A 21765-nucleotide genomic window follows, 5' to 3' on the forward strand; every position below is an offset into this window, starting at 1 on the left:
CCTTATATGAATATGAGATTTATACCACTTAAGTTACAACATATATGTAAAATACTTAAAGACTTTAGTTGTAATAGCTTGGTTATTTACTGGCTATATAATTGCATTTAGATCATCAGTTTAGCCTATGTTTAATATAAATTGTCATGAAGTAGATGTTATATGAGCCAGCAATTAGAGTTAAATGATCTTTTGCGCAAGCTCATCTAAGCATCGGATCACTGACCGCTTAATTTCAACACTGACTTGAACAGAGCCTAAGGTTAAGAGCATTTAAAGAAAACATAATACGATGGTCTTGTGTATAAATATGCAAAATATAATTCTTCGCTGTATATTTTATATTTTTATGGGTTAATAATCACATTGACAAAATCCTTGGTATAGATAATAATATAATGGACTCAATAGGACAAAAAGAGTACAACGTAGGTTATTTATAACTTACAAATACCTGTAGGCAAGGTATAATATTGTTAAGATTAAAGATTACTCATTAGAGTAATCTTTAATCTTTTTTTTCCTATTTGCTAACTTTTAAAGCTTGACAGAGTTTAATGGTTAAACTAGAATAGATATAAATAAGAAAATATTAAGGTAGATAATACACTTTAAATTGGTCCAGAGAGGCCAGAAAGGGGTATGATTATGACACACGTTTTTTGTCATGCAATTAAACAAATAGCTTTGATTATAATTGAATATCCTGCTGAATATATAGGGTATCTAAGAGATTAGTGTTTTTATTAATCTCTTAGATATCCTTTTGTTTTATTCTTTTCATGTCACAGGGGTTAACTTATTGGTCGTTAAAGAGCTTCTTATGAGTTTTTGATTAAATGCTCTTTATGGTCACAATACTACATTTATTTAGGCGCATAGCGAGATTTAATCTTATGTTAAAGCTATGTCTGTTGAGATAAACAGTAGAATTTTAACCTAGGTAAAAGTACAGGCTCATTATTAGAATAAATGATGAACTGTATGCATAAATTGTTATTGACGAATATTTATGCAATATGATTTAATAAATATACATGAATTAGTTCGGCGGGAACCTCGCTTGTAAAAAGTGTATTTTCCTTAAAGGATTATAAGGAGGACTATAATGAAAGCAAAGCTTATATTAGAAAATGGTATTGTTTTTGAAGGAAAAGCCTTTGGATACCTAAAGGAAAGTGTTGGTGAAGTAGTATTTAATACAGGAATGACAGGGTACCAAGAAGTGCTTACAGATCCATCATATTATGGACAAATAGTTACTATGACATATCCTTTGATCGGAAACTATGGTATAAACCTTGAAGACATGGAGTCTTCTGCTCCGAAGGTGAAAGGATTCATAGTTAGAGAAAAATGTGATTCACCAAGCAATTTTAGATGCGAATTAGAGTTAGAAACTTTTTTAAATAACAATAAGATAATAGGACTTCAAGGCATTGACACAAGAGCTCTTACAAAGATTCTAAGAGAAAATGGAACCATGAAAGGTATCATAACCTTAGAAGATATTTCTATTGAAGAGGCTATAAAGAAGACAAGGCTTTATTCAAATAAGGATGCTGTTTGGGAAGTTACAACTAGCAGCTCATATGAGATAGCAGGAAAAGGAAAACATATAGCTATAATGGATTTTGGTGTCAAGCAAAACATAATAAATAGCTTTGCTAGAAGAGGCTGTAAGGTTACAGTTTTTCCAGCAAACACATCTTCAGAAGAGGTGTTAAAGGCAAATCCAGATCTTGTTTTCTTATCAAACGGGCCTGGAGATCCAGAGGATTTAACTGAGATTGTTGAAAATGTGAAAAATATTATAGGTAAGAAACCTATAATAGGCATATGTCTTGGTCATCAAATATTGGCCTTAAGCCTAGGTGGAAAGACTAAGAAGCTTAAGTTTGGACATAGAGGATGTAATCATCCTGTTAAGGATCTTGATAAAAACAGAGTTTATATTACTTCACAAAACCATGGTTATTACGTAGATGTACTACCAAAAGACGTAAGAGCAACTCATATCAGTGTAAATGATGGAACTATAGAAGGAATGAGACATGAAAGCTTGCCTATTTTCTCTGTACAGTTCCATCCAGAAGCAAGTCCTGGACCAAAGGATAGCGACTATATATTTGATGAGTTTATAAAATTTGCAGAGTAGTTAGTAGTATAGAAAACTTAGGGGGTAACCATTATGCCAATTAAAAAAGATATAAAAAAAGTATTAGTAATAGGTTCAGGACCAATTGTAATAGGGCAAGCAGCAGAGTTTGACTATTCAGGAACTCAAGCATGCCAAGCTCTTAAAGAAGAGGGTATAGAAGTAGTGCTTGTAAACTCTAACCCAGCAACTATAATGACTGATGCTGAGGTTGCAGATAAAGTTTATTTAGAACCTCTTACAATAAAGTTTGTGGAGAAGGTTATTGCAGAGGAAAGGCCAGATAGCCTTTTAGCAGGTATGGGAGGCCAAACTGGATTAAATTTAGCTGTTGAGCTTTATGATAAAGGTATACTTGATAAATACGGAGTTAAGGTTATCGGTACATCAATAGAAGGAATAAAAGAAGGCGAAGATAGAGAACTTTTTAGATCCATGATGCATAGAATTGGTCAACCTGTTATAAAGAGTGAGATTATAACAGACATGGAAGCAGGTAAAGAATTTGCTAAGAAGATAGGGTATCCGGTGATAGTGAGACCTGCATATACTCTAGGGGGAACCGGTGGTGGAATAGCAGACAATGAAGAGCAGCTAGAAGAAATACTAGATTCAGGTCTGCAACTCAGTTCTATAGGCCAAGTATTGCTAGAAAAGAGTGTAAAGGGTTGGAAGGAAGTAGAATACGAAGTTATGAGAGATAGCTTCGGAAATTGTATAACAGTATGTAATATGGAGAATATTGATCCTGTTGGAATACATACTGGTGACAGTATAGTAGTTGCCCCTAGCCAAACACTATCAGATAAAGAATATCAAATGCTTAGAAGTGCCTCTATAGATATAATTAACGCTGTTGGCATAGAAGGTGGATGTAATGTACAGTTTGCTTTGAATCCGGACTCTTTTGAGTATGCAGTAATCGAAATAAATCCTAGAGTTTCTAGATCATCAGCCTTAGCATCAAAGGCAACTGGTTATCCAATAGCTAAGGTTGCTGCAAAGTTAGCTCTAGGATACGCCTTAGATGAAATTAAAAATGCTGTTACTCAAAAAACTTACGCTTGCTTTGAGCCGTCTCTAGATTATGTGGTTGTAAAAATACCAAAGTGGCCTTTTGATAAATTCCAAGGAGCAGATAGAGCTCTAGGAACAAAGATGATGGCTACTGGAGAGATAATGGCTATAGGAAGTGATTTTGAATCTGCATTCCTTAAGGGAATAAGATCTTTAGAAATAGGAAAATATTCTTTAGAGTTTAAGAAGTTTAGAAACCTTTCTATGAAAGAATTGAAAGAAAAGGTAGTAACCCCAGATGATGAAAGAATATTTGCCCTTGCAGAAATGCTTAGAAGAGATTATAGGATGGACAAAATTGCTGAGATAACAGGCGTAGATATGTTTTTCCTTGAGAAGTTTAAGTGGATAGTTGAAGAAGAGCAGAGATTAAGAATATCTAAAATAGGCGATTTAGATAAGGAATGGTTATACAAGCTAAAAAGAAAAGGATTTTCTGATAAAGGTATAGCGGATCTTTTGGAAGTGTCTCCAGACGATATATATAAGTTAAGAGATATATGGAGTATAAGACCAGTATATAAGATGGTTGATACCTGCGGGGGAGAATTTGAAGCTCTATCTCCTTATTATTATTCTACTTACGAAACTTATGATGAAGTGGAAGTAAGTGATAAGAAAAAGGTTATGGTAATAGGCTCTGGGCCTATAAGAATAGGACAGGGAATAGAGTTTGACTATGCCTCAGTACACTGTGTAAAATCTTTAAGAAGTCAGGGTGTAGAAACTATAATAGTAAACAATAATCCTGAGACAGTAAGTACTGACTTTAATATATCAGACAAACTATATTTTGAACCTCTAACAGAAGAAGATGTCTTCAACATAATTGAAAAGGAAAACCCAGATGGGGTTATACTTCAATTTGGTGGTCAAACTGCCATAAAGCTAGCAAAGTTCCTTAAGGAAAAAAATATAAAGACTCTTGGAACTACTTCAGATCAGATTGATATGGCAGAGGATAGAGAAAAGTTTGATGCTCTTCTTGAGGAGCTTGGAATTTATAGACCTAAAGGAAAGGCGATTTGGAGTCTAGAAGAAGGAATTAATGAAGCAAGAGAACTAGGTTACCCGGTGCTAGTAAGACCTTCCTTCGTACTTGGTGGTCAAGGCATGGAGATAACTCATGATGATGAAGAACTAAAATTCTACCTAAGTAATGCCTTTGAAAAAGATAGAAAAAATCCTATATTAATAGATAAGTACTTAATGGGAAGAGAAATTGAAGTAGATGCTATATCTGATGGAGAAGAGGTTCTTATACCTGGAATAATGGAACACCTAGAAAGAGCTGGGGTACACTCAGGTGATAGTATAACTATGTATCCAAGCCAAAACGTAAGTGCAAGTATAAAGGCTAAAATCCTAGAGTATACAAATAAGTTAGCTCTTGCAATAGGAATAAAAGGAATGATTAATATTCAGTTCATAGAGTTCAAGGGAGAGCTTTATGTTATAGAGGTTAATCCTAGAGCTTCAAGAACTGTACCTTATATAAGTAAGGTTAGTGGAGTTCCTATAGTAGATATAGCTACAAGAATAATGCTAGGAGCTAAACTTAAGGACTTAGATTATGGCACTGGTATATATAAGGAGCCAAATCTGATATCAGTTAAAGTTCCAGTATTCTCAACTCAAAAGCTTCCAAAGGTAGAGGTTTCACTAGGGCCTGAAATGAAATCTACTGGAGAAGTGCTTGGAGTTGGTAGAACTTTAGAAGAAGCTCTTTATAAAGGTTTTGTAGGAGCGTACATGTATATCCTTAACAAAAAGAAGGGAGCAGTTTTAGCTACTATAAATAACCATGACAAGGACGAATTCCTTCCAATAGCAAAGGTTCTTTCTGAGATAGGTTATGAGTTTGTGGCTACTTCAGGTACTGCTGAACTGTTAGAAGCTGCTGGTATAAGTGCTAAGAGGGTAAGAAAGTTAAATGAAGAGCATCCTAATATAATAGATGTTATAAAGAATAAGGAAGTAGATTTGGTTATAAATACTCCAACTAAGGGAAATGACTCTAAGAGAGACGGGTTCCATATAAGAAGGGCTGCTGTAGAAAGAAACATAGGGGTTATAACCGCTTTAGATACATTTAATGCCCTTGTAAAAGTAAAACTAAGTAAAGTGGAAGATAAGGACCTTGAGGTCTTCAACCTAGCGCAGGAATATTAATTTAAGCTGTCACTAAAATACTGTACTAAAATTAAGTGGTTATTCATCCGATGCTTTAATGAGCTTACGCAAAGAATTAATATGATTTTTTCATATTCCATGGCTAAAACTGTAAACTCACTACGTTCGAACATACAGTTTTACTCTTTATTTAACAAATCACTTTTTATAAATCTTATGTATCTTAATCTCAAGAACAGTAAGAATACTATTCAGATAAAGAGTAAAAGAGAGAATGTGTCGCCTGCCAGAATTTCTTCACATACGTTCAGAAAAGGCAGATGCGCAAAAAAATCACTAATGAAGAACGCATTAGTGATTTTTACAGCCACTCCATCTGAAAAAAACATTTAATTCTAATAGCTCGCTCATATAGCATCTCCTGTATAACCACTTAATTTCAACAATATTTGAATATACGCTAAATTAAATAGAGTAGAAATAAAAAGACATCAACATGGAAGGCATGACCTTTTCATGAGGATGTCTTTTTCATTGACTAGATAAGTGTAAGATTTTTATTTGGCTAAACTTTGAAATATCAAATGCTTATAGAAATTCACTTCAGCAACTTCTTATACAGTAATAAATTAATGTTTAATAAGAGTTACATTTCTTTATGGTATTTAGAAAAGTAGAACATATATACCACATATATAAGTAAGTATGCTACACCAACAAATGCTATTACTTGGATGTGAGCGTTTAGAAATGCATATATAAGTATTAATATTCCTAGCATAATTCCAACCATATCAAAGGCTTTTGCTTTAGCTTTAGCGTCAATGTCTATATTTCTGTCATCGGTTTCCTTTTGTTTTACAAAAGCTCTAGAATATATAGTTCTAGTGATAGCGGATACAGCTATTGCAACTATTATCATTGTTACGGTCTTAGATGTATACCCACCTATAAAAAACAAAGTGATTGATGAACATAGGAGTAAGATAATTACTAAAAAAAGAAAAATATAATTGAAAGGTTTCATTTTATTCACTCTCCTCATAAATAAAGATATCTTCAATACTAAGTTTGAAAAGCCTAGAAATCTTAAATGCTAATAATATAGAAGGGTTGTATCTTCCGTTTTCAAGTGAGCCTATAGTTTGTCTGGATACTTCTAATTTTTCAGCAAGTTCTTCCTGTGTTATGCCATGCTGTTTTCTAATTTCTTCAAGTTTGTTTTTCATAATATTACCTCCGATTAAAATGGAAAGTAAACTTTACAATTCTAGTTTAGCAATAATAATTAACAATGTCAAGTAAACTTTCCATAACCCAATAAGCATATAAAGAGAGCACTTAGAATTTTAATATTACAGAATTACGTATAATACTACAAAATATCTGTAAAATATTTTAAATAATATGTTGGAAAATGTATATAAATGTATTGACATGTGAACGGGTGTTCGCTACAATATAATCAAACGTATGTTCGGGAAAACTTTAGGCATAAATTTATGGACGAGCTAATATAATTAAACAAGGATAAAAAAGGGAGGACTTATGAGATGAAAAAAAATAGTGGAATATTTGTTAAGATTAATTATAAACTGGATCAAACAGAAAAGCAGAAGATCAAGGACACTAATGCTAAATATAGAGAAATGAATTTATCAAAATATTTGTTATGTGCTGGAACCTATAATAAAAATGGAGGGACTTTTATATTTCAAGCGAATACTTTTCAAGAAGCTGAGGAGATCGTAAACAATAATCCTTTTGTGGGCACTGATTATTATTCTTTTGAGATATTAAGCAATAACTATATAGCTTTAAATAATTAATGACTTAATGATATTACACTACAGGGTTTTTCTTTTTTATATTAGTTATGGTTAGGACACTTGGGAACTATGTGGTCATGATTTCATTATGGTAATTTGAAACATCATTTGTTCTAATATTAGAAGGCGCGTAAGCTATAAAAGTAGAGAAAGTAAGTAAAAAAGTACAGAATGCTCAAATCTGTACTTTTTAAGTTCAAGGTAAAATATAAGGTTTTTAGATTAGCGAAATATAATAATTAAGCGCAAAATCTATATGTAGTTATTATTTATAACTTTTAAATATGTAAAACGTAATTCTTTTTTAATCTAAACCTCATATTGTACTGACGATATAACTAGAGATAGTTCTTTTACTAAGCTTACTAATGAACCTACAGAATTTCTGTTATTACTTTTAACTATCTTCACTTCAGGTCTAAGTGGATAGTCAGGCGGAGTGCTTTCAACAACACAGATATCCCCGTTGCTTAATTGTACTATAGTACCTTCTGGGTATGGAACTATTATTTTAGCAAAGGCTTTCACTATGTCATAATCAAACATTGTGCCAGCGTTTCCTAGAATAAATTCAAAGGCCTCATTAGGGGACAAGCCTCGTCTATATGGCCTGTCAGAAGTTAGAGCGTCATATACATCAGCGACGGAAACTATTTTGGCTAGCTTGTTTATCTTAGATCCGCTTTGGTTATCCGGATATCCTAATCCATCTTCTCTCTCATGATGCTGTAATACTACCATTCTTGAGAAGGCTGAAACACTGTGAGAATTTTTTAGGTAAGAATAACCTTTCTTTGGATGCTCTTTCATTATTTCAAACTCACTGTATGTCAAAGGACCTTCTTTTAAAAGTATTTCCTTAGGTATAAATACTTTTCCGATGTCATGCAATAAAGCGCCTATGCAAAGGTCTATTAGTTCATGTTTTGTTAGTTGAAGACCTATTCCAAGCACTAGGGAAAGTATAGCTACATTTACGCAATGCTGGTATGTATATGCATCCATGCTCTTAATGTCTACCAGATTTACCATTATATTCTTATTTGAAAGTATATTATCTAAAAGTTCTTCAGCGAGATCATGAATGGAGGATAGATAGTCTTCCTTTTGTTTTAGAAGTATACCTCTTTTCTTTTTATTTAATGATGAATTATGAAGATTTGAATAAATTCTTTCTACATCACTAAAGGTCTCTCTAACTAGAGCAATAGATTTTTGCCTTAGTTCAGGTTTTATAATATCATTGATCTCTTTTTCGCTATATTCATCCGTTACATATAAGGAATAAATATGTATGTCTTTAATTCGTTTTATTATAGGGGAAGTTAGTTTTATACCTTCCTTTAGTAGAGTTCTTCCACTTTCATCAAATAAAGTCTTGGCTAAATAACAACCTTCCCTTACGCATTCAATAGGAACTAGTCTCATTTCCTACACCTCATCTTAAGATATATACTCAATTATACTACAAATAGTTTCTAGTCTTCCATACTTTTATTAAATAATAGAAATTAATGACAAAGTATTATGAGTTAATTATATTTTTTGTTCATATTGAAGTAAGTTGATATTTTTAATACAAAAGTTCATATAAATATACTTATTATTTATTAGATGTATAGATATTTACTTAGTCATCATTCAATTGTGTAAGTAAAACTAAATATAAAAATAGCCCCTATAGAATAAATCCTTAAGGGCTATTTTTTATATTTTATAAATCTATATCAAGCAGATTCTTCTTATAAGTACTATATAAGTATCTTAGTAAAGTCATTTTATCATCTAATTCTATTTGTAAGTCTGAAGCAGTTTCTAGATCATCTGATGCAATAGCTTCTCTAATCTTTGTGAATAAGCTCTTGTTAGTATAGCTATCCTTCATTATATAATGTCTTAAATCATTTATAGCCATCCAATTAGATATATCTAGGTCAAGTGCTTTATCAAGAGAATGAAGCGATTTATAACTTCTTATTTCTGAAGCATATTCAGCGATTACTCTGCTAGTTATTTCTGTAGTCCATCTCTTAGTAACTCCAAGTCTGAAGCTGTTTATAAGCTTATCAGTAAATACATCATTTTTCTTTAATACTTTAACTTTTTCAGGATATTTATCTAAGGCTAACAAGTTTTCATAAACTGTAGCTGGAGCTATACCAAAGAATTCATCTCTTTCCTCTGGTGTAAAGTCTTCGAAAACATCTTCTTCAGCTCTATATGCTCTGGATTTTTCAAGGTATTCAGCTTCTTCTCCGGCTTTTTTTGAAAGCTCCTTAAGAAGCTCTTCCTCTGTTTTTCCGTTTTCTAAGGCATATAATATACCATCTAGCATTGATAAATAAGCAGTACTTAATGCTAAATAAGTATTTGTATGAGGATTTGGTGCTCTTAATTCGAATCTTGTAGCTAATGGATTATGAGGATCTCTTACAAGGCCAGCTAAGATAGTTCTGTTTCTTGAAGGTACTTCTGGGCTGTGACCTAATGAAGTAACTATGCAAACAGGAGCTTCAAAACCAGGTTTTAATCTTCTTAAAGAATCAGCAGTTGAAGAAACAAAAGGATTTACAACTTCGTAGTTCTTTAAAAGCCCCATTATAGCGCCATAGCCTATAGTACTTAGGAAGTCATTTTTTGTGGCTGTGAATAGATTTATTCTCTTACCATCCTTAAGCTTAACGCTAACGCCAAGATGAGTGTGCTCTCCACTTCCTGCGACACCTTCTATTGGTTTAGCTAGGAAAGTAACATCTAACCCATTTCTTCTAAAGGTCTCTTTTACAAGATTTCTTATAAATAGTTCATTGTCAGCAGATTGAATTGCATCAGCGTATTTCCAATCTATTTCCAACTGCTCCATTATATGATTGAAGTGACCTGAAGAGTCGAACTTACCCTTTACTCCACCAACTTCTTTGTGACCCATTTCTGGTTCGAAGCCGTATTCTTCCATAAGAATTAAGCTTTGCTCAAGAGCAGTTCTTACTATACCCTTAGTTCTAGTCCAATATTGCTCTTGCAACACTTGAGAAGTGGATAGTTCTTCTGTCTCCACCTTATCATTAGGTGTTTTAACCCAAAACTCAAGCTCAGTTGCAGAGGTTATAACAATTTCCTTTATGTCATCTGAAGTTATTCCAAATGGCTTAAGAGTTTCTGGTTTGTTATTAAATATATCAAGTAATGAGTTTTTGAAGGTTTCTACTGCAGATTTTAGTATATGCCTTGAATCTACTGGCACATCTTCATGATAAAGAAAACAAGGTATTCTTAGGGTTCCTACAGGTTTATTTGTTTCATAGTCTATAAACTCATAATTATAATCTACAAACCAGTCTGCATCTAAATCTGTTATCATATCTACCTTGGCATTATTTAATGTAGCTATTTCCGGAAGAACTACAGACGAACCATCAGTTTGAACAGCAGTTCCACTTAAAAATGAATCTATATCCTCCTTAAATAAGCTTACAGGTATCTTTTCATCTGTATCGTTACCTGATAAATCTATACCTACTATAGACACGAACTTTATTTCAGGATGAGAACTTAATAAGTTTAATAAATCCTCTTTGTTATGTTTATCATTACCAATAGTATAAATTAAATCTTTTGCCATAATATTTTGCGCTTACTAAATATATATTTAAGTAAGAGCGTGTTCACTTCCCTTCTTTATAAAATTTAGTGATTTTGTAAGAATAACTAACTGTTAAATGAAATGCTTAAAAGAACCTTGAATTAATTACTATGAAGTTTATTATTGTACATCTATAGATTAATCACTTTAAAGTAGAGTTTACTAAGGCAAGAATGAAAGCTGCCCATTGTTTATCTGAGTTTAATGATTAAAGTGTTAGATCTTTATTAGAGAATAAATGTTTTTTACTGGATAGCGTTAGTAATTTCTGACATTTAAGATTAGTATTCAGAAACTATTAGTATTTTACTCTTTGAAAAAATATATATTACAAAATCTTTAGGATTGAATCTTGTAATAGTATATAGACAACCACTGAAAAAACTAAGATGATGAGTCTTTTTGCTATTAATGGTGATTTAATTATCAGCTTAGATTTCAGTTATGAAGGGTATATCTATAGAAAGCATCATATTATACTTATAAAGAGTAAAAGGAAAAGTAATATATTATAAAAAAATTGTAGTATAAGCAAACCTAAGGTGTCAATGAAATGATAAAGAAAAATCAATAAAAAAAGTTAAAAAAACCAAAAAAACTTGTAAAAATATGAAAAAAGAAAAAATGCATATATCAAATTATTAATTTTACAAAAAAAAATAGCTTTTATGAGTATCGGACCGTATTTGATGATTGTAGAAATTTAGGGTGATATAATTTTGAATAGCAAATTAAAAGATAGGCACGTTTTGTGTAAAAAGGGTTTGAATACGAAAGGGGCTATTACGATGAGCAATTTTGGTGAATTATACGGTGTTAATGTATTTAACGATGCAACTATGAAGGAACGTCTTCCTAAGGCTACTTACAAGGCTGTTAAAAAGGCAGCTGCAGATGGGGTAGCTGTAGATTTAGCTACAGCTGACGTTGTCGCTTCAGCATTAAAGGATTGGGCAGTTGAAAAAGGGGCTACACATTTTACTCATTGGTTCCAACCACTAACTGGTATAACTGCAGAAAAGCATGATTCATTTATCAATCCTACAGGTGACGGTAAGGTTATGCTAGAGTTTACAGGTAAAGAATTAATAAAAGGAGAACCAGATGCATCTTCTTTCCCATCAGGCGGTAGCAGAGCTACATGTGCTGCAAGAGGATATACTGCTTGGGATATAACTTCTCCTGCTTTTGTTAAGGATGGAACTTTATATATTCCTACAGCATTTGTTTCATATACTGGAGAAGCACTTGATAAGAAGATTCCATTACTACGTTCAATGGAGGCTCTTTCAAAAGAAGCTTTAAGAGTTTTAAAGGCTCTAGGAAATACTACAGCTACTAAGGTAACAACTACAGTTGGACCTGAACAAGAGTATTTCATAGTTGATAAGAAATTATATGACAAGCGTCCAGACCTTATATATACTGGAAGAACTTTATTTGGGGCTAAACCTGCAAAGGGACAAGAATTAGAAGATCATTACTTCGGTTCATTAAAAGAAAGAATATCCGACTTCATGAAGGATTTAGATAAAGAACTTTGGTCACTTGGAATTTCAGTTAAAACAAAGCACAATGAAGTTGCTCCAGCTCAACATGAGCTAGCACCAATATTCGGAACAACTAATGTAGCTACAGACAACAACCAATTAACTATGGATGTTATGAAGAAGGTTGCTTTAAGACATGGTCTAGTATGCTTATTACATGAGAAACCATTTGCAGGGGTTAATGGTTCGGGTAAGCACAATAACTGGTCAATGAGCACAGATGATGGACAAAATCTTCTTGATCCTACTGATGCACCACACGATAATAAGCAATTCTTATTATTCTTAACATCAGTTATCAAGGCTGTTAATGAATATTCAGATTTATTAAGAGCTTCTGCTGCAAATCCTGGTAATGACCATAGATTAGGAGCAAATGAAGCACCACCAGCTATAATATCAATATTCCTAGGAGATCAATTACAAGATCTAATAGAACAAATTGAGACAGGTGAATTAACTTCATCTTTACCAGCAGGAGTATTAGATTTAGGTGCTGCAGCATTACCTAAGCTAGTTAAGGATCCAACAGATAGAAATAGAACATCACCATTTGCATTCACTGGTAACAAGTTTGAGTTCAGAATGGTTCCATCTTCAGGAAACATAGCTGATTGTAATACAGTATTAAATACAATAGTAGCTGAAGTTCTTTCAGAAGTTGCTGATAGACTTGAAAAAGCTTCTGATTTAGATGCTGAAATAAGCGCAATCTTAACTGAAATTGTTAAGGAACATGGAAAGATAATATTCAACGGAAATGGTTACTCTGATGAATGGGTAGCTGAAGCTGAAAAGAGAGGTCTTCCAAATATAAAGACAACTGTTGAAGCTACTAAGGCTTATATAACAGAAAAGAATGTAGCATTAATGGAAAAGCACGGGGTATTAAGCAAGCTAGAAATGCATGCTCGTTATGATGTAAATCTAGAAGTCTATGCTAAGACTACAAATATAGAAGCAGAAACAACACTTGAAATTGCTAAACGTCAAATACTACCAGCTGTTATCAAGTTTGAGACAGGCTTAGCTCAATCAATAAGTGCTGTTAAAGCTGCTGGTGCAGCTGCAGGAGTTCAAGCTGAACTTTTAGGTGAAGTAGACGAACTTGCAGTAGCATTAAAGAAGAATATTGGTGAGTTAGAAGCTTCAGTTGAAAAGGCACAAGCTTTAGAAGGAGACTCATATGAAGTTGCTCATTTCTACAAGTTCGATGTGTTTGAAAAGATGCAAGCAGTAAGAGCTGTTGCAGATAAGCTTGAAACTTTAGTTGATAAAGATGTATGGCCTCTACCAACTTATGGTGAGTTGCTATTCAACGTTTAAGGTATAAGTTTTTCATCATATGAAATATATACGCATAACTTAATATAAAATTTGATGTTTTAGAATTATAGTGATGAAGCTAGAATAAGTTCTCATGCCTTTTAATATGGTATGGGAACTTATTTTACTGTCTAGGATACCCTACGAAGTCTAAAGTTCCCACAAAGTATAATGAAAAAAACTTGTCTTTTTGTAGAAAAGTATAAAAAAGTCTATTTAAACCTATCAATATAAAGAGTGTAGAACAGCTTGTTAGAAAATGTAGTAAGGGAAGAAAAATTATCTAACCTAATAGAATTTCTTCACATATGTTCAGAAAAAATGAATGTGCGAAAAAAAATTGGATTTATTAGCTGTAAAGTAATAAAATAGCCTTAGAGACTATAGCATGGGGTGATGTATATGGGAAAAAGTGAAAATATAAAACCTATCGGATTTTTTGATTCAGGTGTAGGTGGATTAAGTGTAATGAAAAAGGCAATAGAATTTATGCCTTGGGAAGATTATATATATTTTGGAGATTCTAAAAATGCGCCTTATGGAACTAAAACTGTTGATGAAGTAAAAGAACTTACCTTTAATGCAGCAGAGTTCTTGATAAAGCAAGGAGTTAAAGCGGTTGTGATAGCATGCAATACTGCAACTTCAGCTGCTATTGATGAGCTTAGAGCGCATTATAAGGAAATTCCGATCATAGGTATAGAGCCTGCACTAAAACCTGCAGTAGAATTGAGTGACGGTGGTAAGATAATAATCATGGCTACACCAATGACACTTGCCGAGAAGAAGTTTAAAAAGTTGATGGACAGATATGCTGAAGAGGCAGATATAATTCCATTGCCTTGTGCAGGGTTGGTAGAACTTATAGAGTCTGGAGTTACTGAAGGTGATGAGTTAATACAATTTCTAGAAGATAAGTTTCAAGATATAGATAAAGATACTATATCAGCCGTTGTTTTAGGCTGTACTCACTATCCTTTTGTAAAGAAAGCTATATCTAAAGTTTTAGGAGAAAAGGCTATACTTATAGACGGTAGCGAGGGTACTGCTAAGGAGTTAAGGAGAAGACTTGGTAAGAATGGTATATTGGGGGATAAAGGTAGAAAAGGACAAATAAAGATATATAATTCTTTAAAAGATAATAAGGTTATTGAGCTAAGTTATAGACTATTAGAATAACTATAAAAAAGTAATAAAAATAACATAAAAAAAGTTTGTTAAAATATTGACAAGACACTCTGTTCTTGATATATTATATATAGAGGATAAATTATCTGAAAATTGTAAAAAAAGAATATTGATTCTTTATGAATATATATCAAGGGGTGGGTCTTATGAAAGTTAATGTAAGAAAGTTTTTAGGGGAAAATTTTGCTGTAGAGGATGCTATACTACTAAGAGAGTTAATACAAGAAAACATTGGGGAAGAGATTGAATTAGATTTTGAAGGATTTGATAGAGTTCCAACCACTTTTTTATGTTGCTTGTTTACTGACTTAATAAACAAGAACGGTAGAGATTTTATTATTTCACACATAAATGTTAAAAACTTATCAAATTCTACAGATTACTCTAGAGTTGTTAGGGGAACAACTTTCAATTAATGTAGTTTTATGTCTAAGATTATTAGGATTGAAGTCTAAGTATCTGCTAGGAGTATTGTGCTGAAATGGTCTACAAATATGAAGTTTCATCAATGATAAAGGAGTATATTTAAGAATTGGTTCTTGAATATACTCCTTTATTAATTTTTACTTCTTATTAAACTGTATTTTAGATAAGAATATGGATAAGTATGATATATAACTTAAATTTATTTATAAGCTATTAGTGAATTACCACTTTATGTACTGATAGCAATTATTGATATTAACCCTTAAAGTATTATATAATTTACCTATGTAGAATTTAACAAGGAAATATTGTCAATAATATAGATTATATTTCTTTATCTTGAAAGGAGATTTATTATGAATCCAATAGTTACTATAAAAATGGCACAAGGTGGAGTTATAAAGGCAGAGCTTTATCCAGAGGTAGCCCCAAACACAGTTAAGAATTTCGTATCTTTAATTAAAAAGGGATTTTATGATGGAGTAATTTTTCATAGAGTAATACCAGGCTTTGTTATCCAAGGAGGAGACCCACAAGGTATAGGTGTTGGTGGTCCTGGATATTCAATAAAAGGTGAATTTGCAGCTAATGGTGTTAAAAATGATCTAAGACATACAAAGGGAGTTCTTTCAATGGCGAGATCAGGTCATCCAGATTCTGCTGGTAGTCAATTCTTTATAATGGTTGCAGATGCTCCACATCTAGACGGTCAGTATGCAGCTTTTGGAAAGGTTACTGAAGGCTTAGATGTTGTTGATAGCATTGTAGCTACAAAGACAGACTATAGCGATAAGCCTTATGAAGATCAAGTTATGGAAAAAGTGACTGTTGAAGGTGCAGATGAAATCGGAGAACCAGAAACACTATAATATAGTTGTTTTAAGCTAGGCATAACTTTAATACAGTATCTTAGTGTGGATTTTTTCTAAATAATAAGAGCATCAATCTGTATACAAAGATGTACCACTTCGATCATAGATCTATTTTAAAAGCCCCTCTGGATTCTGAGGGAAGAGTTTGAAAATATAAGATTTATTACGAAGTGGTAAGTTTATGCTAAGAATTTTATCATATGGAACGGAGGTGGTTAAGGTGTTAGATAATCAAAAATGTATTTTAGCCTATGGATTGGAAAAGGAAGAATTAAGTGAATTAGAGATTACAAAAAATAAATTTATAGTAATAACTACTGAAATGGCAGATATGAAGATAAAGGATTTGGTATCAGGATTAAAGTTTGAAACTGTACCAGATAAAGCTGCTCCTCAAGAAAAGGTTCTAATATTTAATAATTTTGAAGACAAGGAATTACATGAACTTATTAAAATAGTTAGAGCAACAGTTAAAAATTCCATATTGGCAGTAGTTACTCCAACTTCAAGTGAGTGGACTTTTAGTTACTTAATAGAACACTTGATAGAAGAAAGAGAATGGTATAAACAGCAGAAAGGAAGAGTTTAATTGAGTAGGGTAGGAGAGAAGATAAAGCAAGCAAGAACAGATGCAGGAATATCTCAAAAGGTTCTAGCTAAAAAGTTAGGTGTTGCAGAAAAGTTTATAAATGAAGTTGAAATGGGTAAGAGAATACTCAACGAAGCTCTTATAGAGAAGATTGCTAAGGTACTTAATACAAACTTAAATGACGTAAACATGGTAGTTACTGACGAAGATTTAAGAAAAGAAAAAGAAAAAGAAGTTAAGAAGGTTTATGAACCTAAAAAGTCGGAAGTTGCACCAAAGGGTGATACTGATGAAGTTTGGAATCAAGCTTTTGGTTCAGTACTTAAGAGAGTGCCAATTTATGATTATTCAATGACAAAAGTATATGACTATAAAGAAATGGTACTACACTCCAACAAAATAGAAGGACATAGCATAGATAAGGTTTTCTATATAAAGGTGGAAAATGATGATATGTCAGGTTTCAGAATCACTGAAGGAGATATTGCTTTTTGTCATAGCATTAAAGAAGTTGAAAACAATGCCATATGTTTATTAGAGTTTAATGATAACAGGGTAGTAAGACAGATAAAGAAGCTTGATAGTACAAAAGTACTTCTTATTAGCAATAAAGGTACTGTAAGAACAGAAACTGCTAATGTTAAGGATATAAAGCTAATTGGCAAGTTAGATAAATTAGAAATAATACTATAATTAAATATTTATACAATAATAGAGTGATGCAGTGCATTACTCTATTATTTTTTGAATAATTTAGTATATGGAAAGATTTTTAGGAGGAATTTACTATAGATACCGGAAAATTCGATGCAACACTTAATCTATTAACTAATGTACCAAATGAACTAGTAGGAAAACTTTCGAAGATATCAGAAAACGAAACGATAAATCAAGGAAGTATAGAGGTTGTTGTATTATTTGGGGATAATGTGGATAAAGTTGTGCAATCTGTGGATAAAATCGGTGGGAAGCTTGAAAACCTGGGGTTTGGGTTTGGAATAGTAACCATTAAAGCTGTGGATATCAATAGAATATCTGAATTACAAGGAGTTCAATATGCAGAGCTACCAAAGGTACTATTTACATCTGATATTAACAGTAATAGAGCTGCTTGTGTGCCCCAAGTTTATAGTGAATACAACTCCACTGGAGCAGGTGTATTGGTAGGTTTTATAGATACGGGCATTGATTATACCCATCCAGCTTTTAGAAATGCGGATGGAACTACTAGAATAGATTATATATATGACTTGAGCACCTTAGGAAAGGTTTATGATCGAAATACTATAAACCAAGCTTTAAGAGCTCAAAACCCATTATCTATAGTGGATATAACAGATCCGATTGGTCATGGAACCCATGTTGCAGGTATTGCCTGTGCTGGAGGAAACATAAATAGACAGTACTATGGTGTAGCTTATGAGAGCTCGATAGCAATGGTAAAAACCACCCGTTATGGCTTTGCCAATTATGCATTGAGTACTCAGATAATGAGAGGAATAAGATTCCTAATTGATAAGTCTGCTGAGTTGAATAAACCTTTGGTTATAAATATAAGCTTGAGTACCAATGATGGTGCACATAATGGAACTAGTCTTTTTGAACAATATATACAAACCGTATGTACTTTAGAAAGAGTTGCTATAGTTATAGCCGCTGGCAATGAAGGTGAAGCAGCTCACCATGTAGGTGGTGAATTAAGAGAACAAATAAGCATAGGTTTTACAGTATCAGAGGGTGAACCTAGACTATCCCTTCAGCTTTATAAACCACTTCTTAGTAACTTGTCAATAGTTTTAACCACACCTTCTGGTGTTAGGAGTGGAGATATAGTCTTAAGTGAAGGATACAAGGATGTTACTATAGGTGGCAATAGATGTCTTATCTATAATACAGGCCCCAGACCTTTTGATATATCTGGAGAAATAATAATAAGCTTTGTTCCAGTGGGAGAAAATATAAGCCCTGGAGAATGGACGCTTACAATAAAGACATTAAATCAATATAGAGGGCTTTACGACATCTGGATGCCAATTACCGAAGGGCTAAACCCTAATACTAGATTCTTGCAGCCTAATGTATACAATACCTTAGGGATTCCGGCGACAGTTGAAGCTGCTATTTCCGTAGGCAGCTATGATTATAAAACTAATAATTTATCTCCTTTCTCAGGAAGAGGACGACTTTTGAATGTTTCTTTCAACAAGCCAGATTTATCTGCACCGGGTGAGGGTATTTTATCTTCAGTAGAAGGAGGCGGTTTCGATTCTAAGAGTGGAACTTCTATGGCTGCTCCACATGTAGCAGGAATCTGTGCCTTGCTTCTTCAATGGGGCGTTGTCAAAGGAAATGATCCTTTCTTGTTTGGAGATAGGTTAAAGTATTATCTTATGAGAGCCGCAAAGAGGGAAAGAACTGATGTCACATATCCTAATCCAAGCTGGGGATATGGAACTGTTTGTGCAGATAATACATTTTCACTACTTAAAGCCTCTCAAGAAGGTAGATTATATCAATTGAGTGATGATTATAGACAAGAGAATATAGAGCAAAGTGTTACGCCTAATAGTCCACAAAACCAACCGCAACAAAATGCAATATTACAAAATCAGCAGCCTGGTACTGGATCCAATACTAATCAAGTTGGTAACAATGCTCAACAGTTTCAGCAGAATACTACAGGAACAACTCCCAATTTAGATGCACAGCAAAACCAAGGTCAGCTAGGAGCATCTGGGAGTACTGGCATAGGTTTTGCTCAGCAAGGTCAAACTCAGGGGGCGGGCTTAGGTCAGCAAATTACAGGCACAAATAATTTGCAGGGTAATCAATTTCAGGTTGGGCAGACTGTTGCTACAGGACAGGGGGAACAACTAGCTAATACACAAGGAGCAACTGGAAGTGCTGGAGTTGGAGGCGCTACGGGATTAACCAATCAACCTATAACAGGAGCTGCTGGCCAAACTGGAACTATACCAGTTACACCTCAAATAGCTCAAGAAGGTGGCCCAAATCAAAATCCACAGATCAGTGGAGAGAGCAATTTGTTTTTAGATCCTAACTATAGGTATTTTGCTATTGAGTACCAGGGAGATATTAAACGGGCTATAAGTAGCTATCCAGATGCTGATGTTCTTATATTAGATGAATTTAATGCAGTATTAGTAGCACCAATAAATAGAGTGTTTGAAATTGCAAAAAATGTGCCTGAGGTAGTTAACCTTGATACAGGAAGACTCTACACCTTATCAGCTCTATCACCAGTAGAAGCTTCACAAGCTCCATTGTTTCATAATAACGTATATCTTCCACTAGATGGTAGCGGAGTAATAATAGGAATTGTAGATAGTGGGATAGATTATTTGAACGAAGAGTTTATAAGAGAAGACGATACCTCTAGAGTAGTTAGAATATGGGACCAGACTGTCCAAACCCCAAATGAAATTCCCATAGGTTTTCCTTTTGGAACTGAATATACAGAGCAACAGTTAAATACTGCTATTAAAGCTAAGAGAGCTGGAAGCGATCCTTATGCTATAGTGCCTTCAAGAGATGAGATTGGACATGGAACACATATGGCAGGAATTGCTGCAGCTAGAGGTAAAAATCCAGCTTTGGTTGGAGCAGCACCAGGAAGTGATTTAGCCATTGTTAAGCTAAAGGAAGCACCTCAAGGGTCCTTAGATTATTTTTATGCTTATGGACAAGGACGTGGAAGATACGGAAATGTGGATGTCTTATTAGGAGTAAAGTATCTTTACAATCTAGCACTTCAACTTAGAAGACCCATGGTTATATATATACCGTTAGGAACTAACCTAGGTTCACATGATGGAAATTCATCTATTGAGAGGTACATCGATGAGGTTTCAAAGATAAGAGGAATAATAGTAGTTACTACTGTAGGTAATCAAGGTGAGGCTGATAATCATACCACTGGAACTTTAACTAAAAATGGGGATAGCAGCATTATCGAGTTAAGAATAGGACAGAACCAGAGAAATATATTAATTGATATTTGGGTAGGAAAGCCTGATAAATATTCATTATCTATTGTATCTCCTTCAGGAGAGATAATCCAAAGAATCCCTCCTAGATTGAATCAAGCAGTAGATGTGAATTTTGTTTACGAAAGAACTAAAATGAATATAGAGTATTTTATTCCTGAGAACACTACTGGTGATGAAAGAATATTAATAAGGGCAGAAAATATAAGAGAAGGTATATGGCAATTTAAGATTATTGGTGATTTAGTTGTATCAGGAAGATATGATGCATACCTTCTTCAAAAAGAACTTTTAGCACCAGATACTAAATTCTTGAGTGGAAATCAATATACTACGCTTACACCTCCTGCAACATCGAGAAGAATAATATCTGTAGCATACTATAATCAAAATAATAATGCGACAGTGGGGGAATCTGGCAGAGGATACACTAGAGATAATAGGATAAAACCTGATATAGCCGCTGGTGGTATAAATGCTCTTACTACAGATGTTGGAGGAGGAACGGTTACTATTTCCGGAGCAAGTGTGGCTGGGGCAGTTACTGCTGGTTGTTGTGCCATACTTTTACAATGGGGAGTAGTTGAGAAAAACGATCCTACGATGTATGCAGCCAATATAAAAACCTATCTATATAGGGGCGCTACAAAACGAGAAGGTGATGTATATCCTAATCCACAGTGGGGATATGGTATGCTCAATATGAAAGGGGTATTTGACAACATAAGAAGTGTTATAAACATGAAAGCAGATTCAGCTGTTGAAGTGTTCGGACAGGATGCTATAAGTAATGATCGAGTAGTGAAAAGTAGAAATGGAGAAAGATACGACAATAACACACATGTACAAGATAAAGACTTTATAGAATATAATAAGGGAAATTTATTAATAAGGATCCCAAGGAGAGGTAGGTAAAAACCATTGGGCTAGTATTGAGGATGTTATAGAAAAATAATATATTATAACA

At 33.5% G+C, this 21765-nt stretch carries 15 protein-coding genes; 10 read left to right on the forward strand and 5 right to left on the reverse strand.

The window, feature by feature from the left end; genetic code table 11:
* Nucleotides 1-1108: 1108 nt before the first annotated feature.
* Entirely contained in the window at nucleotides 1109-2158 is a 1050-nt protein-coding gene (gene carA / locus C1I91_RS02480; protein ID WP_128211074.1) for a glutamine-hydrolyzing carbamoyl-phosphate synthase small subunit, read from the forward strand.
* A gap of 33 nt (nucleotides 2159-2191) precedes the next feature.
* A complete protein-coding gene (carB, locus tag C1I91_RS02485) occupies nucleotides 2192-5407 on the forward strand; it encodes a carbamoyl-phosphate synthase large subunit (protein ID WP_128211075.1) in 3216 nt (1071 codons plus the stop codon).
* On the opposite strand, the gene C1I91_RS27985 is transcribed toward carB, so the two are convergent.
* From C1I91_RS27985 to C1I91_RS02495, 3 genes are all read right to left on the reverse strand, one after another.
* The gene (locus C1I91_RS27985) at nucleotides 5404-5541 is read right to left on the reverse strand and encodes a hypothetical protein (RefSeq protein ID WP_164880421.1); all 138 of its coding nucleotides are present in this window, start codon (nucleotides 5539-5541) and stop codon (nucleotides 5404-5406) included. The genes carB and C1I91_RS27985 overlap by 4 nt on opposite strands.
* Before the next feature lie 473 nt (nucleotides 5542-6014).
* Nucleotides 6015-6395, reverse strand: a complete 381-nt coding sequence (locus tag C1I91_RS02490) for a hypothetical protein (protein ID WP_238475912.1) — start codon at nucleotides 6393-6395, stop codon at nucleotides 6015-6017.
* Between the two features lies 1 nt (nucleotide 6396).
* The gene (locus tag C1I91_RS02495; RefSeq protein WP_128211076.1) at nucleotides 6397-6597 is read right to left on the reverse strand and encodes a helix-turn-helix transcriptional regulator; all 201 of its coding nucleotides are present in this window, start codon (nucleotides 6595-6597) and stop codon (nucleotides 6397-6399) included.
* Between the two features lie 324 nt (nucleotides 6598-6921).
* Here C1I91_RS02495 and C1I91_RS02500 point away from each other — a divergent pair, with 324 nt between their 5' ends.
* Nucleotides 6922-7197 carry a YciI family protein gene (locus tag C1I91_RS02500; RefSeq protein ID WP_128211077.1) on the forward strand — a complete coding sequence of 92 codons (276 nt, stop codon included), beginning with the start codon at nucleotides 6922-6924 and terminating at the stop codon, nucleotides 7195-7197.
* A gap of 309 nt (nucleotides 7198-7506) precedes the next feature.
* Here the strand turns inward: C1I91_RS02500 and C1I91_RS02505 are convergent, their stop codons facing one another.
* Together C1I91_RS02505 and C1I91_RS02510 are read right to left on the reverse strand one after the other, a co-directional pair.
* On the reverse strand, nucleotides 7507-8625 hold the full coding sequence (locus C1I91_RS02505) for an HD-GYP domain-containing protein (RefSeq protein ID WP_128211078.1): 1119 nt from the start codon (nucleotides 8623-8625) through the stop codon (nucleotides 7507-7509).
* A gap of 286 nt (nucleotides 8626-8911) precedes the next feature.
* Nucleotides 8912-10819, reverse strand: a complete 1908-nt coding sequence (locus C1I91_RS02510; protein WP_128211079.1) for a type I glutamate--ammonia ligase — start codon at nucleotides 10817-10819, stop codon at nucleotides 8912-8914.
* 809 nt (nucleotides 10820-11628) lie between these two features.
* Here C1I91_RS02510 and C1I91_RS02515 point away from each other — a divergent pair.
* The 7 genes from C1I91_RS02515 (at nucleotide 11629) to C1I91_RS02545 (ending at nucleotide 21713) form a co-directional block, all read left to right on the forward strand.
* Nucleotides 11629-13716, forward strand: coding sequence for a glutamine synthetase III family protein (locus C1I91_RS02515; RefSeq protein ID WP_128211080.1), 2088 nt, complete (start codon nucleotides 11629-11631; stop codon nucleotides 13714-13716).
* Nucleotides 13717-14118: 402 nt separating this feature from the next.
* Nucleotides 14119-14895: a glutamate racemase gene (gene murI, locus C1I91_RS02520; RefSeq protein ID WP_238475913.1), complete on the forward strand. Its 777-nt coding sequence runs from the start codon at nucleotides 14119-14121 to the stop codon at nucleotides 14893-14895.
* 155 nt (nucleotides 14896-15050) lie between these two features.
* On the forward strand, nucleotides 15051-15320 hold the full coding sequence (locus tag C1I91_RS02525) for an STAS-like domain-containing protein (protein WP_128211081.1): 270 nt from the start codon (nucleotides 15051-15053) through the stop codon (nucleotides 15318-15320).
* Between the two features lie 366 nt (nucleotides 15321-15686).
* Nucleotides 15687-16199: a peptidylprolyl isomerase gene (locus C1I91_RS02530; RefSeq protein WP_128211082.1), complete on the forward strand. Its 513-nt coding sequence runs from the start codon at nucleotides 15687-15689 to the stop codon at nucleotides 16197-16199.
* 184 nt (nucleotides 16200-16383) lie between these two features.
* Nucleotides 16384-16791, forward strand: a complete 408-nt coding sequence (locus C1I91_RS02535) for a DUF3783 domain-containing protein (protein WP_205694274.1) — start codon at nucleotides 16384-16386, stop codon at nucleotides 16789-16791.
* Nucleotides 16792-17484 (forward strand): LexA family transcriptional regulator, encoded by a 693-nt coding sequence (locus tag C1I91_RS02540; RefSeq protein ID WP_128211083.1) that lies wholly within the window; start codon nucleotides 16792-16794, stop codon nucleotides 17482-17484. It abuts the gene before it with no gap.
* 95 nt (nucleotides 17485-17579) lie between these two features.
* Complete coding sequence (locus C1I91_RS02545) at nucleotides 17580-21713, forward strand: S8 family peptidase (protein ID WP_238476020.1); 4134 nt, start codon at nucleotides 17580-17582, stop codon at nucleotides 21711-21713.
* Nucleotides 21714-21765: the final 52 nt, after the last annotated feature.

The organism is Clostridium manihotivorum, from assembly GCF_004015185.1.
Taxonomy (GTDB): Bacteria; Bacillota; Clostridia; order Clostridiales; family Clostridiaceae; genus Clostridium_AR; species Clostridium_AR manihotivorum.

What these genes read in the sequence shown, in the direction of transcription:
- C1I91_RS02515 (WP_128211080.1), top strand. Translation starts at nt 11,629, where the DNA reads ATGAGCAATTTTGGTGAATTATACGGTGTTAATGTATTTAACGATGCA.
- C1I91_RS02505 (WP_128211078.1), bottom strand. Translation starts at nt 8,625, where the DNA reads ATGAGACTAGTTCCTATTGAATGCGTAAGGGAAGGTTGTTATTTAGCC.
- C1I91_RS02495 (WP_128211076.1), bottom strand. Translation starts at nt 6,597, where the DNA reads ATGAAAAACAAACTTGAAGAAATTAGAAAACAGCATGGCATAACACAG.
- C1I91_RS02510 (WP_128211079.1), bottom strand. Translation starts at nt 10,819, where the DNA reads ATGGCAAAAGATTTAATTTATACTATTGGTAATGATAAACATAACAAA.
- C1I91_RS27985 (WP_164880421.1), bottom strand. Translation starts at nt 5,541, where the DNA reads ATGTTCGAACGTAGTGAGTTTACAGTTTTAGCCATGGAATATGAAAAA.
- carB (WP_128211075.1), top strand. Translation starts at nt 2,192, where the DNA reads ATGCCAATTAAAAAAGATATAAAAAAAGTATTAGTAATAGGTTCAGGA.
- C1I91_RS02525 (WP_128211081.1), top strand. Translation starts at nt 15,051, where the DNA reads ATGAAAGTTAATGTAAGAAAGTTTTTAGGGGAAAATTTTGCTGTAGAG.
- C1I91_RS02500 (WP_128211077.1), top strand. Translation starts at nt 6,922, where the DNA reads ATGAAAAAAAATAGTGGAATATTTGTTAAGATTAATTATAAACTGGAT.
- C1I91_RS02535 (WP_205694274.1), top strand. Translation starts at nt 16,384, where the DNA reads ATGCTAAGAATTTTATCATATGGAACGGAGGTGGTTAAGGTGTTAGAT.
- C1I91_RS02530 (WP_128211082.1), top strand. Translation starts at nt 15,687, where the DNA reads ATGAATCCAATAGTTACTATAAAAATGGCACAAGGTGGAGTTATAAAG.
- carA (WP_128211074.1), top strand. Translation starts at nt 1,109, where the DNA reads ATGAAAGCAAAGCTTATATTAGAAAATGGTATTGTTTTTGAAGGAAAA.
- murI (WP_238475913.1), top strand. Translation starts at nt 14,119, where the DNA reads ATGGGAAAAAGTGAAAATATAAAACCTATCGGATTTTTTGATTCAGGT.
- C1I91_RS02490 (WP_238475912.1), bottom strand. Translation starts at nt 6,395, where the DNA reads ATGAAACCTTTCAATTATATTTTTCTTTTTTTAGTAATTATCTTACTC.